Below are 14,959 nucleotides of genomic sequence, written 5' to 3' on the forward strand. Positions count from 1 at the left end.
TTTCAAATAATTGAATGATTATTCCTTGATTTGTTATAAATCCGTAAAAAAAATAGTTTTTAGCATAGGTTATTTTTTTATATTTTTGATTCGCTAAAATTACACCTATGAATTTCGATAGAAAAGACTTCTCAAACGAACAATTATTGGATTTATATTCTAGATTGTTAAAGCCCAGATTGATAGAGGAAAAAATGCTGATCCTATTACGTCAAGGTAAAGTGTCTAAATGGTTTTCTGGAATTGGTCAAGAGGCAATTTCTGTTGGAATTACTGCTGCTTTAGATTCTGATGAGTATATTTTGCCAATGCATAGAAACTTAGGGGTGTTTACCGGTAGAAATATTCCGTTGCACCGCTTGTTCTCACAATGGCAAGGCAAGAAAAACGGATTTACCAAAGGGCGCGATCGCAGCTTTCATTTTGGTACTCAAGAATATAAAATTATCGGAATGATATCGCATTTAGGTCCCCAACTTGGCGTGGCTGATGGGATTGCTTTAGCAAATAAATTAAAAAGAAACGGCAAAGTAACCGCGGTTTTCACCGGTGAAGGAGCTACAAGCGAAGGCGATTTTCATGAAGCATTGAATATTGCTTCGGTTTGGGATTTGCCTGTTTTGTTTGTGATTGAAAATAATGGTTACGGATTGTCTACACCAACAAACGAACAATACCGATGTGAGAATTTGGCAGACAAAGGAGTGGGCTACGGAATGGAAAGTCATATTCTTGACGGAAATAATATTTTAGAAGTATATGCTAAGATTAGTGAGTTGAAAGCTTCATTAGCACAAAACCCTAGACCGGTATTATTGGAATTTAAAACGTTTAGAATGCGTGGCCACGAAGAGGCAAGCGGAACTAAATATGTTCCTCAAGAATTAATGGATGCTTGGGCTGTTAAAGATCCGGTTTCAAATTATAGAAATTATTTGATTGCAACCGAAGTTCTAACCGAAGAATTGGATGCCGAAATAACTACAAAAATAAAAACTGAAATTGATGAAAATTGGGCCATTACACAAAGTCAACCAGATATTGAAGCTGATTTAAGTGAAGAATTAAATGATGTGTATCAAGAGTATGATTTTGAAGAAGTTAATTCAAATAATGAAGTAGAAAACATCCGTGTTGTTGATGCTATTTCACAAGCTTTAATACAATCGATGGAACGCCATGATAATTTGGTTATTATGGGTCAGGATATAGCCGAATATGGTGGAGCATTTAAAATCACCGAAGGCTTTGTAGAACAATTCGGAAAAGAACGCGTACGCAATACACCTATTTGCGAAAGCGCCGTAGTTTCTGCTGCTATGGGATTGTCTATTAACGGACACAAAGCCATTGTAGAAATGCAGTTTGCCGATTTCGTATCTACAGGTTTTAACCCAATTGTAAATTTATTAGCGAAGCAACATTACCGTTGGAATGAAAAAGCCGACGTGGTTGTACGAATGCCTTGCGGTGGCGGAACTCAAGCAGGTCCGTTTCATTCGCAAACCAATGAAGCATGGTTTACCAAAACTCCTGGTTTAAAAGTGGTTTATCCGGCATTTCCATATGATGCTAAGGGATTGTTGAATACGGCAATTAACGACCCAAATCCGGTTATGTTTTTTGAGCACAAACAATTGTACCGTTCGGTATATCAGGACGTCCCAAAAGATTATTACACAATTCCGTTTGGTAAAGCGAGTTTGATAAGAGAAGGGAAGTCGGTTACTATCGTTTCCTATGGAGCTGGAGTGCATTGGGCATTAGAAATTTTGAATTCCAACCCAGATATTAAAGCTGATTTAATTGATTTACGAACACTTCAGCCATTAGACTTAGAGGCAATTTATAATTCGGTTAAGAAAACAGGTAAATGCATCATTTTGCAAGAAGACACATTGTTTGGAGGTATTGCAAGCGATATTTCTGCTTTGGTTATGGAAAATTGTTTTGAATACTTGGATGCTCCTGTTCGTAGAGTGGGAAGTATTGAGAGTCCGATTCCGTTTGTGAAATCTTTAGAAGATCAGTATTTGCCCAAACTTCGATTTGAAAAAGAATTAAAACAACTTTTAGAATACTAATTTCAGTAGGGGTATAAAATACAAAAGCCAACCTGGAGCAGTTGGCTATTGAGGTGAGGTGTAACTTCCTTTCGGAATCCTCGATGCAAATATACTTTGAATTTATGAATTACGAATAAGTATTTTTAAATTATTTAAAAATTAGCTCGTAATCCTTCTGTAACTTCTTAATCTTAAGGCTAATCCTCTTTCTGTCCCATCATCATCAAATAGGATTTTAAAAACGGATCGATATTACCGTTCATAACCCCATCAACATCGCTGGTTTCATATCCAGACCGAACGTCTTTCACTAATTTGTAGGGTTGCATCACATAATTTCTAATTTGAGAGCCCCATTCAATTTTCATTTTTCCAGCTTCAATATCGGCGCGTTGTTCCAGTTGTTTTTTCAATTCGATTTCATACAACTGCGAGCGAAGCATTTGCATAGCGCGTTGTCTATTGTCTTGCTGGGATCTCGTTTCTGAACACTGAATTTGAATTCCGGTCGGCTTGTGAAACAACTGCACTTTAGTTTCTACTTTGTTTACATTTTGACCACCAGCTCCACTTGATCGTGAAGTAATGATTTCAATATCTGCCGGATTGATGTCAATTTCAATTGTGTCGTCAACCAAAGGATATACATAAATCGAAGCAAAAGAGGTGTGTCGTTTTGCATTACTGTCAAAAGGAGAAATTCGAACCAAACGGTGAACTCCGTTTTCGCCTTTCAAATAGCCAAAAGCAAAATCACCTTCTATTTCTAGCGTAACCGTTTTAATTCCGGCTACATCACCTTCTTGAAAGTTCAGTTCTTTGATCTTATAGTTTTGTTTTTCGGCCCACATCATGTACATACGCATCAACATTGAGGCCCAGTCACAACTTTCAGTTCCGCCGGCGCCGGCAGTAATTTGTAAAACGGCACTCATGCTGTCTCCTTCTGCAGAAAGCATGTTTCTAAATTCTAAATCTTCGATGAAATTATTGGTGATTTCATATTGAGCATCCAATTCGGCTTCGGTAACTTCTCCTTCTTTGTAGAATTCATAAGTCACTTGAAGTTCTTCAGAAAGGGCATTACCTTTTTCAAAATCTTCAACCCATTTCTTTTTGGATCTTAGATTTTTAATAAGTAATTCAGCTTCCTTTGCGTTGTTCCAAAAATTGGGTGCAAAAGTCTTTTCTTCCTCGTTGGATATTTCTATAAGTTTGGCATCAATGTCAAAGATACCTCCTCAACGCACCAAGGCGTTCTACAATACCTTTTATTTGTTCGGTATTTGTCATAAATTGCGTAGTTTTGTAATTGCAAATATAAGGCTTCAAACTTTGATATGGAAATAAATTTAATCAGTGATACGGTTACCAAACCAAGCAACGAAATGTTGCAATATATGTTCAATGCAAAAGTTGGTGACGATGTATACAAGCAAGATCCAACAGTAAATGAATTGGAAGCTGCAGTAGCGCAATTATTTGGTATGGAAGCTGCGCTGTTTTTCCCGAGTGGAACGATGGCAAATCAAACGGCCATTAAATTACATACCAATCCGGGTGAACAAGTAATTTGCGATAAATATTCCCATATTTATCATTATGAAGGCGGCGGAGCTTCTTTTAATAGTGGTGTTTCGTGTTGTTTGGTTGATGGTCATAGAGGAATGATCACTGCCGATTTAGTTAAGAATGCCATTAACGATCCCGAGTTTTATCATGCGCCTTTAACTTCGTTAGTGAGTATTGAAAATACTACCAATAAAGGCGGCGGAGCTTGTTACGATATTGAAGAATTGCAGAAGATAAAACAAGTTTGTGTGGATCATAATTTGAAATACCATTTGGACGGTGCTCGATTATGGAATGCGATAGTGGCTAAAAAACAACACCCAAAACAATTTGGGGAATTATTCGATACCATTTCTGTGTGTTTGTCTAAAGGATTGGGAGCGCCAATAGGTTCTGTGTTGTTGGGTTCAAAAGCCGATATAAAAAGAGCTTTGCGTATCCGAAAGATATTTGGAGGTGGAATGCGTCAATCGGGATATTTGGCTGCAGCGGGTATGTTTGCAATCCAAAATAATCTTAACCGATTGGAAGAAGATCATCGAAGAGCTAAAGAATTAGGGGAGTTGTTGCAAACTTTAAATTGGGTTGAGAAAGTTGAGCCTGTTGAAACAAATATTCTTATTTTCTCGGTTCGCCCAACATTAGAAGAAAAATGGATCATTGAAAAACTCCAACAAAAAAATATATTTATAAGTTCTATGGGACATGGAAAATTGAGAATCGTTACCCATCTAGATTATAAAGAAGTCATGCATAATTATGTGCTTGATACCTTATCTAAATTGCAATTTTAATTTCTAAGATGCTGAACTTAATTAACACCATTCCATTACCAACCTTTGTTGCTACTGCAGATGATGTGATTGTTCATGCCAATGAATTGGGGTTGAAGTTTTTTAATACTAATTTAGATTCTCTAAAAAATCAATCTATTGCTGTTGTATTTTCGGATATTTCAAAAGATCGTATTCAAGCTGCACAACTAAGTGAGAACGGCATTTTGTATCATGTGTATTATATCAAGGATAATACGAAAGTCTCCGAATTAGAAGAATTAGTGTGTTCGGTTTCCCATGATTTACAAGAGCCTTTGAATGTCATAAGCGGGTATTCCAATTTATTGAAAGAAGAATATCAAACTAAATTAGATGCCGAAGGTAACTTGTTTGTTGATTTTATATCAAAATCCGCAGAGCGAATGCAAGGACTTGTAAAGAGTTTGCTGAATTTTTCCAAACCAATCACAAAAGATACATTTGGTGCAACCGATATGAATCAAGTGCTGCAAGAAGCGCAAGAGGATTTGGCTTTTGCCATCAAGCAAAGCGGCGCTAAAATTCACTTTGAAAAATTACCAACTGTTTTCGGTTCTTCAATGTATTTGAGATTGTTATTCCAAAATTTGATTGGAAACGCAATAAAATTCAGAAACAAAGAAGAGCAATCTATTATTGAAATATCCGCTGAAGAAAGAAATTCCGAGTGGCTCCTTAAAATTAAAGATAACGGAATCGGAATTCCATCTGAAAATTTGGATTCCATTTTTTTTCTTTTCAAAAAAGGAAGCCATAATCAGCAATTTGAAGGCAACGGAATTGGATTAGCCCATTGTAAAAAAATAGTAGAAATGCACGGAGGTACCATTTGGGCAGAATCGGAACTAGGAAAAGGAACTGTAATTTATTTTACCATTTCCAAAAACAAGTAATATGGAAGCTAAGACAACTTGCGTTGTGTTGATTGAAGACGATCAAGCAATGAATTATTTCCACCAAAGGTTGTTTGAAAAGCAAAATTTTGCTGATTCTGTTTTGTCTTTTACCAATGCAGCAGCTGCCTTAAATGAAATTCAGAAATTAAAAAACATAAAGAAGCTTTCTATTTTTTTAGATTTAAATATGCCTCAAATGAACGGCTGGCAATTTATTGAAGCGTTGGCTAGTTTAAAGTTAGAGCAGGATCTTCAATTGCAGTTGTTTGTGCTTAGTTCTTCTGTAAACCCGAATGACTTATTGAAAGCCAAGCAAATTCCGGAAATAACCGACTATCTAACTAAACCGCTTTCTATTGAAATGCTGAATACAATTAACACTAAACATTCGTAGCTAGAAACTATTTCGAAGCTTTGAAATCAAATAAAATGAATAAAAAAAACATTCCCCCTGTAGCGAAAATAATTCCTCATAAATTAGTTAAGCACAAACACACACGTGTGGATAATTATTATTGGCTTAACGATAGAGAAAATCCCGAGGTTATTGATTACTTAAATAAAGAAAACGAATATTACCATTCGGTTACTGCAGAAACCAAAGGCTTTCAAGCAGAATTATTTGAAGAGATGAAATCTCGAATCAAAGAAGATGATCAATCGGTGCCGTATTTATACAATGGGTATTATTACATCACCCGATTTGAAAAAGGGCAGGATTATCCAATTTATTCAAGAAAAAAAGAAACGCTGGAAGCTAACGAAGAATTGCTTTTTGATTGCAATGAATTGGCAAATGGGCAATCCTATTTTCATTTGGGTGGATTATCGGTTTGTCCCGATAATACCTTAGTGCTTTTTAGTGTGGATGTTGTGGGCAGAAGAATTTATACCATTCAAGTGAAAAATCTTCAAACTGGTGAATTGCTTTCAGATACCATAAAGAATGTTACCGGAACTGCAGTTTGGGCTAATGACAATAAAACTATTTTTTATTCGAGACAAGATGAGGTTACTTTACGTTCGGATAAGATATTCAAACATAAATTAGGCACCAGCCAAGAGGAGGATGTTTTGGTTTATTTTGAAAAAGACGAAACGTTTAATGTTGAAATCGCTAAATCAAAATCAAATAAATACATCGCCATTGAATCGGGGAGTACCTTAACCACCGAATATCAGATTTTGGATGCATCTACTCCGGATGGGAAATTTAAGTTGTTTCAAAAGAGAGTGCGTGGTGTGGAATACAGCATCAATCATTACGGGGATAGTTTTTATATTTTAACAAATAAAGACAAAGCGGAGAATTTTAAGTTAATGAAAACTCCGGAAACTGCAACTTCCAAAGAAAATTGGGTTGAGGTGATTCCGCATCGAGAAGATGTATTATTGGAAGATATTGAGTTGTTTAAAAACTTTTTGGTGCTTGAAGAACGCGCTAATGGTTTGAATACAATTAAAATCATTCCTTGGAATGGTGATGAAGCGTATTATCTGCCTTTTGATAGTGAAACTTATACGGCAAGTGCAAGTACCAACGTAGATTTTGATACCGATATTTTGCGGTATTCCTATCAATCCTTGGCTACACCTTCTTCAGTTATTGATTTCAATATGAAAACCAAGGAAAAAACCGTACTTAAGGAGCAGCAAGTGCTAGGCGGAAAATTTGATAAAAACAACTATAAAGAAGAACGCGTTTGGGCAACCGCTAGAGATGGAGTGAAGGTGCCTGTTTCGTTAGTTTACAAAAAAGATTTAGTTAAAAACGGAACCAATCCGTTGTTGCAATATGCCTATGGATCATACGGTTATTCTATAGATTGTTCGTTTTCTTCAACACGATTATCGCTATTAGACAGAGGATTTATTTTTGCAATAGCACACATCCGTGGGGGCGAAGACTTGGGCAGAAATTGGTATGAAACCGGAAAATTATTGCAAAAGAAAAATACCTTCACCGATTTTATTGATTGTTCGAAATTTTTAATTGAGGAAAAATACACTTCTTCAGAGCATCTTTATGCTGAGGGTGGATCTGCAGGTGGATTGCTAATGGGGGCTGTTGCAAATATGGCGCCTAGTTTGTACAATGGAATCATTGCTCAAGTGGCATTTGTAGATGTGGTGACTACCATGTTGGATGAATCGATTCCGTTAACTACTGGAGAATATGATGAATGGGGTAATCCCAATAAAAAAGAATTTTACGATTATATGTTGTCGTATTCACCTTATGATAATGTGACGGCACAAGAGTATCCCAATATGTATGTTTCAACCGGGTTGCATGATTCGCAAGTACAATATTGGGAGCCAGCAAAGTGGGTTGCAAAATTAAGGGCAACGAAAACCGATTCGAAATTGTTATTCCTAGATACCAATATGGATGCGGGTCATGGTGGTGCTTCAGGGAGATTTGAAGCGCTTAAAGAATTGGCCAAAGAATTCAGTTTTTTATTGGATTTAGAAAAAATTAAAAAATAATTTATTAGATTTGCAAGGTTACGGTTCAGCTAGTAAGTAGTGGTTCTGTCAAATTTTTTTTATTTTATGAAAGAAGAAATAAAAGCCTACAATAATGTTCTGGAATTAATAGGAAGCACCCCTCTTATTAAACTTAACCGAATTACCGCTGACTTTCCTGGTAATTTTTATGCTAAAGTGGAAGCTTTTAATCCGGGTCATTCATCTAAAGACAGAATTGCATTATACATCATTGAACAAGCCGAAAAAAAAGGAATCCTTTCTCCAGGCGATACAATTATTGAGACTACTTCGGGTAACACCGGATTTAGTTTGGCGATGGTAAGTATCATTAAAGGGTATAATTGCATACTTGCCGTTACTTCTAAATCTTCCAAAGATAAAATAGACATGCTCCGCAGTCTTGGAGCTAAAGTATATGTTTGCCCTGCTCATGTTTCTGCCGATGACGAACGATCGTATTACAATGTTGCAAAACGTTTGCACGAGGAAACAAAAGGATCGGTATATATTAATCAGTATTTTAATCAGCTAAATATTGATGCGCATTATCATTCTACAGGTCCAGAAATTTGGGAACAAACAGCCGGAAAAATTACACATTTAGTGGCTTGCAGCGGAACGGGTGGAACCATTTCTGGAGTTGCTAAATTTTTGAAAGAGAAAAATCCAAATATTAAGATTTTAGGTGTAGATGCTTTTGGTTCGGTTTTGAAAAAATACCACGAAACCAAAGAATTTGATACCAACGAAATATACCCGTATCGCATTGAGGGAATTGGAAAAAATTTGATTCCAACCGCAACCGATTTTGATTCGATTGATACTTTTATGAAAGTAACCGATGAGGAAAGTGCGCATACCGCAAGAGAAATTGTAAAACAAGAAGGATTGTTTGTGGGTTATACCTCGGGGGCTGCTTTACAAGCGGTAAAGCAATTTGCTGCAGCAGGAGAGTTTACTGCAGACAGTAATGTGGTAGTTATTTTCCCAGATCACGGATCAAGATACATGAGTAAAGTATTCAGTGACGACTGGATGAATGAGCAAGGTTTTTTTGACAGTGTCAATACCGAAGAAGCTCAAAAAATAGAATACATCAAATAACAAAGCATATAAAAAAATCCAATGAAAATTGGAGTTTTTTATATTTATTTCTTTCTGATGATGTCTTCTAAAACTGCTTTATTGGAATAGTTAATTACTCTTAGTGTAATAGTATCTTTTCGCATTGTTTGCCCTTCAATGATGTAAAGTTTTCCTTTTTGATACGGAATATTACTTTTATCAAAATCAACATCTCCGTAGGTTAGGGTATTTTTAATATCGATGGTATCAATCCAATCTTCGGCAAGTTTGCGAGAGGCTTCAATGCTGTAGTTAAAAGGCTTGTTTCTTAAGTCATTTAAAACTCGAGCATTCGGAAAATAGTTGCAACGGGTATCTTTTCCAGATAAAACAGCAGCCACAAAAAAGCAACCAATAACTAATCCGATTAAATAGTATGCAAAACGCTGATAAAATTTCATTGTAAATTTAATTTCTGCAAAGGTAATGCAATCCTCCTAATATTTGTTAAGGCTAACTATTAAAAAACAATTAAATTAATATCGCTGTCATTTAAATTAAACCAATCGCCAATGGCTTTGTTGGTTAAAATTCCGTGGTACAAATACACTCCGTTTTTTAAACCATTATTGCATCGAATAGAACTCTCAATTCCGCCATCCTCAGCTATTTGAAGCAAGTAGGGGGTGATGATATTACTGATTGACAACGAAGCGGTTTTTGAATAACGCGAAGGAATATTCGGAACGCAATAATGGATTACATTATTTTTAATGAAAGTTGGTTTTTCATGAGTTGTGATTTCTGATGTTTCAAAACAACCTCCGGTATCAATACTCACATCCACAATAACGGCGCCCTTTTTCATGTATTCTACCATGGTTTCGGTTACTACAACCGGACATCTTTCTTTGCCTCTCATAGCGCCAATTGCTACATCGCATCGGCGTAGGGCTTTAAGTAAGGCTTTTGGTTGTATCGTTGAGGTGAAAATGCGTTCGTTGAGGTGGTTTTGTAACCTGCGTAATTTTGTAATGGAATTGTCAAATACTTTTACGCTTGCACCCAGTCCTAGGGCCGATTTAGCAGCAAATTCACCAACGGTTCCGGCGCCAATAATGACCACTTCGGTAGGGGGAACTCCAGTGATATTCCCGAATAACAAACCTTTTCCAAATTGTTGGTTGATCATTAATTCAGCTGCAATTAATATAGAAGCAGTTCCTGCAATTTCACTCAATGACTTTACAGCAGGGTAGGATCCGTCTTCGTCTTTTATATATTCAAAGGCTAATGCGGTAATTTTCTTTTGCGTAAGCGCTTCAAAATATTCTTTTTTTCTAGTTTTTAATTGGATAGCAGAAATCAGAATTGAATTGGCTTGCATCATTTCGATTTCGGCCATGGTTGGTGGTTCCACCTTTAAAAGCATCGGACACGAAAAAACCTTTTTGGTATCTTGGGTAATTTCTGCTCCGGCATCGCTGTATTCTTGATCGCTGTAGCTTGAGCTTTCTCCGGCTCCTGCTTCCATTAAGATGCGATGACCGTATGAAGTTAAGGAATGAACTGCATCAGGGGTTAAGCAAATTCTTCGCTCTTGGTAGCTCGTTTCTTTTGGAATTCCAATAAACAATTCGCTTTTTTGACGAATAATTTCTAGTTTTTCTTCCTGAGGAATCAATTGTTGCTTTGTAAATGGTGTAATGGCCATGTTTTCCAAATAATTAAAGGACCAAGTTACGAAAAAAATAATTACTCCAAAGTCAATCTTCGTTTTCCGTCGGGAAGTAGCTCAATGGTAAGTGTGGAATGTTGAGGCGGAATTAAATTCGGGATTTTTTCAGACCATTCAATAAAACACCAATTTCCAGAATAGAGGTATTCATCAATTCCCATATCCATGGCTTCCATTTCATTTTTTAATCGATACACATCAAAATGATAAATGTATTGATTTTCAGAAATTTGATATTCATTAACTAAAGAAAAGGTTGGACTACTCGTTACCTCGTTAACACCAAGATTTTTTGCTAAATATTTAATTAAAGTCGTTTTCCCGACACCCATTTCTCCATTAAAAAGAAGCACTTTATTGGGGTTGGCGGCAATAATTTGATTCGCAATTGCATCGATTTCTTCTAAGGAATAAATAAGTTCCATGGTTTGAAAAAATATTATCTAGGGTTAAAAACTAATAAAGGAACAATCACTTCTTCTAAAGAAATCCCTCCATGCTGGTAGGTATTTTTGTAATAACTCACATAATGATTGTAGTTATTTACATACGCCAGGAAATAATCATTCTTTGCAAAAATATACGAACTGCTCATGTTTATTGCCGGTAATCCAATTTTTTTTGGATCTTTCACCGCATAAACCTCTTTGTCTTCATAGGTTAAGCTTCTTCCAGTTTTATATCGTAAATTCAAACTCGTGTTTTTGTCTCCAATTACTTTCGATGGATTTTTCACATTTATCGTTCCGTGATCGGTGGTGATGATTAATTTGAATCCTAATTTTTGGGCTTGTTGGATAATATCCAATAATGGGGAATTCTTAAACCAGCTCAGCGTTAATGAACGATACGCCTTATCATCGGAAGCCAATTCTTTAACCACATCCATTTCGGTTTTGGCATGCGAAAGCATGTCGACAAAATTGTAAACAATCGTAACTAAATTATTGTCTTTTAAGGTTCTAAAATTATCGGCTAGTTTTTTACCGCCCGCCAAATTGGTGATTTTAAAGTAATCTTCTTTGAGGTTCAATCCCAATCGTTTTAAATGCGCCGACAAAAACTCACCTTCATATAAATTTTTTCCGCCTTCATCTACATCATTTTTCCAATATTGCGGAAACTGTTTTTCCATTTCAAGTGGCGTTAAACCCGAGAAAATGGCATTTCTAGCATACTGAGTAGCGGTGGGTAAAATGGCGTAATACGGCACCTCTTTTTCTAATTTGTAGTAATTATTGATGGTGCTTTCCATTACTTTCCATTGATCGTAACGCAAATTATCAATTACTACAAACAAAACTGGTTTGTCTTTTTTAACCAATTCGGGAACGACTAATTCTCTAAAAAGGGTATGTGATTGCACTGGTTTATCTGCTTTTGGCGAAGCAAACCAGTCTTCGTAATTGCGTTCTATGAATTTACCAAATTGCGAATTGGCTTCCACTTTTTGAGATTCTAATATCGAAATCAAGTTGGAATCTTCAATGTTTTCTAATTCCAATTCCCAGAAAATCAATTTTTTGTATAATTCAATCCAATCTTGGTAGGTGTTTACCATGGCTAATTCCATAGCTATTTTTCGGAATTCCTTTTGGTAATCCAAAGTGGTTTTTTCTGTAACCAAACGCGAATGGTCTAAGTTTTTCTTCAAACTCAATAATATCTGATTTGGATTCACTGGTTTAATCAAGTAATCGGCAATTTTAGAACCAATGGCTTCTTCCATTATGTATTCTTCCTCACTCTTGGTAATCATGATTACCGGAGTAGAAGATTTCTTTTCTTTTATCTCAGCCAAGGTCTCCAATCCGCTCATTCCGGGCATGTTTTCATCTAAGAAAACTACATCAAAATTATTTTCGGCAAAAACATCAACGGCATCTCTACCGTTATTGCAGGTAGTGACTTCGTAGTTTTTTTGTTCTAAAAAAAGAATGTGTGGCTTTAATAAATCAATTTCATCATCCACCCAAAGTATTTTGATTTTATCCATAATGTCTCAAATTGAGTTGCAATTTACTTTATTTACAACGATCGTTGTGCTAAAATTATTGTAAATTATTTTAGGAATAAAATTAATTTCTGTTCCACTCGAAATTTTCTTAGATTTGAAGAATAAAATAGTGAAAAATATTCTAAAATTTCAAAATACACCCAACATGAAAACCAGTTATAAAATTGTTTTAGGGGCTTTAATTGCAGCTAATTTAGTTGGCTGTGCAAAAAAAGAAGCACCTTTTGTAGATCCGTTAATTACCAACAGAGACACCACGGTAAGTCCGTCTGAAGATTTCTTTCATTTTGCAAATGGCGGTTGGTTCAAGCAGCATCCCATTCCGGCATCAGAACGAAGCAACGGAATCTTCCGAATGATTCAGGATACGATTAACAACCAAATCAAATCCATTTGCGAAAAATCGGCACAAGAAACCGATGCAGCTAAAGGAAGTAATGTGCAAAAAATTGGTGATTTTTATGCTTCGGCAATGGATACCGTAGCGATTAACAAAGCAGGAATTACCCCTTTAAAAAGTGAATTTGCTAGTATTGATGCCATTTCTGATGTGCCTAGTTTGTTGAAAACTATGGCGCACATGCACACCATTGGTTCGGGAGCGGGATTTACCTTTTATGTTTCGCAAGACGACAAAATAAGTTCTAAAAATGCGTTGCAATTTATGCAAGGTGGCACAGGGCTAGGACAACGCGATTACTATTTCAATACCGACGCTGAAACGGTAAACATAAGAAATGAATACGTAAAACACATTCAGGCGATGATGCAATTGCTAGGTGTTCCTGCTACTGAGGCGGGTAAAAATGCAACAACCATTATGCGATTAGAGACTGATTTGGCGAAAGCTTCAAGAAAATTGGAGGAATTGCGCGATCCAGTAAAAAATTACAACAAAATGAGCGTTGCCCAATTCAAAACGCTAACACCTAATATTGATTGGAGTACCACTTTAAAAGATTTGGGAATTGCCAAAGCCGATTCGGTTATTGTGGGTCAACCCGAATTTTACAAAGCGCTGAGTGGGTATGTAAAAAGTTATGCTATTGCCGATTGGAAAACGTATTTAAAATGGGATTTGGTAAATACGTATGCAGCCTATTTAAATAAAGAAATTGAAGATCAAAATTTCAAATTTTACTCAACCGTAATGGGTGGTGTGAAAAAACAAAAACCAAGATGGAAACGATCGGTGGAGCAAACAGATGGTTCGCTTGGCGAATTGATAGGGCAGGTGTATGTAAAAGAATATTTGCCAGAAGGCTCAAAAGAAAAACTACTAGAAATAGGCAATAACATTCGTGATGTTTATGCCGAGCACATTAAAAAACTCGATTGGATGAGCGCCGCTACCAAGGTAAAAGCACTTAACAAATTGAGCAAAATTGTTATGAAAGTAGGGTATCCAGATAAATGGAAAGACATGAGCAGCATGGTGATTGATAGAACATCGTATTGCAAAAATGTCATGGCTGCCAATCTTTGGCAATACCAATACATGACCAATAAATACGGAAAACCGGTAGATCGAACCGAATGGAGCATGTATCCGCAAACGTACAATGCGTATTACAATCCAAGTAACAATGAAATTTGTGTTCCGGCTTGTAATATTTTGGTGCCAGGATATGAAGGCAGAATGCCCGATGATGCCATTCTTTACGGAATAATTGGCGGTTCTACTTTTGGACACGAAATCACCCACGGCTTTGACGATCAAGGGAGTCAGTATGACGAAAAAGGAAACCTAAACAATTGGTGGACTGCCGAAGATTTGAAGAAATTTCAAACCAAAACCGGATTGATTGTATCGCAATTCAACAAGTACAAAGTGGGCGATAAAAACATCAATGGCTCGGCCACACAAGGTGAAAACATTGCCGATTTGGGCGGGGTTGTAATGGGGTATGAGGCGTTCAAGAAAACCAAACAATACACTACCAAAGAAGTGATTAGCAAGCTCACTCCAGACCAACGTTATTTCTTGGCTTATGGTTATGCTTGGATGGTGAATACCAATAAAGAAGCGCTTTCACAACAAATCATGACCGATGTGCACGCTCCGGCGCAATACCGAATCAACGGACCGTTAAGCAACATCCCCGAATTTTATAAAGCATTCAATATCAAACCAGGTAGCCCAATGTACCAACCCGATTCCCTGCGAGTGGTGATCTGGTAATAGGTAGTTTATTAAAAAAAGGGTTTGCAGTTTTGCAAACCTTTTTTTTTGGAGCGAAACAAAGGGCATTTTAGAAATGGTAATTCCTGCCATTCGTTGCAATCTGCCATTGCGC

General features: G+C 36.5%; 12 protein-coding genes. 7 read left to right on the forward strand and 5 right to left on the reverse strand.

The genetic code is table 11. The features are described from left to right. Positions 1–107: 107 nt before the first annotated feature. Positions 108–2,084: a thiamine pyrophosphate-dependent enzyme gene (locus ACKOWY_RS03510; RefSeq protein WP_408940061.1), complete on the forward strand. Its 1,977-nt coding sequence runs from the start codon at positions 108–110 to the stop codon at positions 2,082–2,084. A gap of 179 nt (positions 2,085–2,263) precedes the next feature. On the opposite strand, the gene prfB is transcribed toward ACKOWY_RS03510, so the two are convergent. Continuing rightward, positions 2,264–3,359 (reverse strand): peptide chain release factor 2 gene (gene prfB, locus ACKOWY_RS03515; protein WP_408940062.1). Its coding sequence is split into 2 segments (ribosomal slippage): positions 2,264–3,295 and positions 3,297–3,359, totalling 1,095 coding nucleotides; the frame shifts between segments, so codons are not numbered across the junction. 47 nt (positions 3,360–3,406) lie between these two features. Here prfB and ACKOWY_RS03520 point away from each other — a divergent pair. From ACKOWY_RS03520 to ACKOWY_RS03540, 5 genes are all read left to right on the forward strand, one after another. Beyond that, a complete protein-coding gene (locus ACKOWY_RS03520; RefSeq protein WP_408940063.1) occupies positions 3,407–4,432 on the forward strand; it encodes a threonine aldolase family protein in 1,026 nt (341 codons plus the stop codon). An 8-nt stretch (positions 4,433–4,440) separates the two neighbouring features. After that, a complete protein-coding gene (locus tag ACKOWY_RS03525) occupies positions 4,441–5,346 on the forward strand; it encodes a sensor histidine kinase (RefSeq protein ID WP_408940064.1) in 906 nt (301 codons plus the stop codon). 1 nt (position 5,347) lies between these two features. Then, entirely contained in the window at positions 5,348–5,743 is a 396-nt protein-coding gene (locus ACKOWY_RS03530) for a response regulator (RefSeq protein WP_408940065.1), read from the forward strand. A gap of 35 nt (positions 5,744–5,778) precedes the next feature. Further along, positions 5,779–7,839 carry a S9 family peptidase gene (locus ACKOWY_RS03535; protein WP_408940066.1) on the forward strand — a complete coding sequence of 687 codons (2,061 nt, stop codon included), beginning with the start codon at positions 5,779–5,781 and terminating at the stop codon, positions 7,837–7,839. 66 nt (positions 7,840–7,905) lie between these two features. Then, positions 7,906–8,946, forward strand: a complete 1,041-nt coding sequence (locus ACKOWY_RS03540; protein ID WP_408940067.1) for a PLP-dependent cysteine synthase family protein — start codon at positions 7,906–7,908, stop codon at positions 8,944–8,946. A gap of 44 nt (positions 8,947–8,990) precedes the next feature. On the opposite strand, the gene ACKOWY_RS03545 is transcribed toward ACKOWY_RS03540, so the two are convergent. Genes ACKOWY_RS03545 through ACKOWY_RS03560 form a run of 4 tightly spaced genes read right to left on the reverse strand, consistent with a single transcriptional unit; the run spans position 8,991 to position 12,641 of the window. Then, positions 8,991–9,368, reverse strand: a complete 378-nt coding sequence (locus ACKOWY_RS03545) for a DUF4258 domain-containing protein (protein WP_408940068.1) — start codon at positions 9,366–9,368, stop codon at positions 8,991–8,993. Between the two features lie 59 nt (positions 9,369–9,427). Further along, positions 9,428–10,621 carry an alanine dehydrogenase gene (locus ACKOWY_RS03550; RefSeq protein ID WP_408940069.1) on the reverse strand — a complete coding sequence of 398 codons (1,194 nt, stop codon included), beginning with the start codon at positions 10,619–10,621 and terminating at the stop codon, positions 9,428–9,430. Between the two features lie 41 nt (positions 10,622–10,662). Then, a complete protein-coding gene (tsaE, locus tag ACKOWY_RS03555) occupies positions 10,663–11,070 on the reverse strand; it encodes a tRNA (adenosine(37)-N6)-threonylcarbamoyltransferase complex ATPase subunit type 1 TsaE (RefSeq protein WP_408940070.1) in 408 nt (135 codons plus the stop codon). A gap of 14 nt (positions 11,071–11,084) precedes the next feature. Further along, positions 11,085–12,641 carry a response regulator gene (locus ACKOWY_RS03560; protein ID WP_408940071.1) on the reverse strand — a complete coding sequence of 519 codons (1,557 nt, stop codon included), beginning with the start codon at positions 12,639–12,641 and terminating at the stop codon, positions 11,085–11,087. A 166-nt stretch (positions 12,642–12,807) separates the two neighbouring features. Between ACKOWY_RS03560 and ACKOWY_RS03565 the strand changes: the two genes are divergently transcribed. After that, entirely contained in the window at positions 12,808–14,844 is a 2,037-nt protein-coding gene (locus tag ACKOWY_RS03565; protein ID WP_408940072.1) for a M13 family metallopeptidase, read from the forward strand. Positions 14,845–14,959 lie beyond the last annotated feature (115 nt).

The organism is Flavobacterium sp., from assembly GCF_046073885.1.
In the GTDB taxonomy this organism is placed as follows: domain Bacteria; phylum Bacteroidota; class Bacteroidia; order Flavobacteriales; family Flavobacteriaceae; genus Flavobacterium.

Coding starts and splice junctions, on each gene's coding strand:
- ACKOWY_RS03510 (WP_408940061.1), top strand. CDS start 108: ATGAATTTCGATAGAAAAGACTTCTCAAACGAACAATTATTGGATTTA.
- ACKOWY_RS03520 (WP_408940063.1), top strand. CDS start 3,407: ATGGAAATAAATTTAATCAGTGATACGGTTACCAAACCAAGCAACGAA.
- ACKOWY_RS03525 (WP_408940064.1), top strand. CDS start 4,441: ATGCTGAACTTAATTAACACCATTCCATTACCAACCTTTGTTGCTACT.
- ACKOWY_RS03530 (WP_408940065.1), top strand. CDS start 5,348: ATGGAAGCTAAGACAACTTGCGTTGTGTTGATTGAAGACGATCAAGCA.
- ACKOWY_RS03535 (WP_408940066.1), top strand. CDS start 5,779: ATGAATAAAAAAAACATTCCCCCTGTAGCGAAAATAATTCCTCATAAA.
- ACKOWY_RS03540 (WP_408940067.1), top strand. CDS start 7,906: ATGAAAGAAGAAATAAAAGCCTACAATAATGTTCTGGAATTAATAGGA.
- ACKOWY_RS03545 (WP_408940068.1), bottom strand. CDS start 9,368: ATGAAATTTTATCAGCGTTTTGCATACTATTTAATCGGATTAGTTATT.
- ACKOWY_RS03550 (WP_408940069.1), bottom strand. CDS start 10,621: ATGGCCATTACACCATTTACAAAGCAACAATTGATTCCTCAGGAAGAA.
- tsaE (WP_408940070.1), bottom strand. CDS start 11,070: ATGGAACTTATTTATTCCTTAGAAGAAATCGATGCAATTGCGAATCAA.
- ACKOWY_RS03560 (WP_408940071.1), bottom strand. CDS start 12,641: ATGGATAAAATCAAAATACTTTGGGTGGATGATGAAATTGATTTATTA.
- ACKOWY_RS03565 (WP_408940072.1), top strand. CDS start 12,808: ATGAAAACCAGTTATAAAATTGTTTTAGGGGCTTTAATTGCAGCTAAT.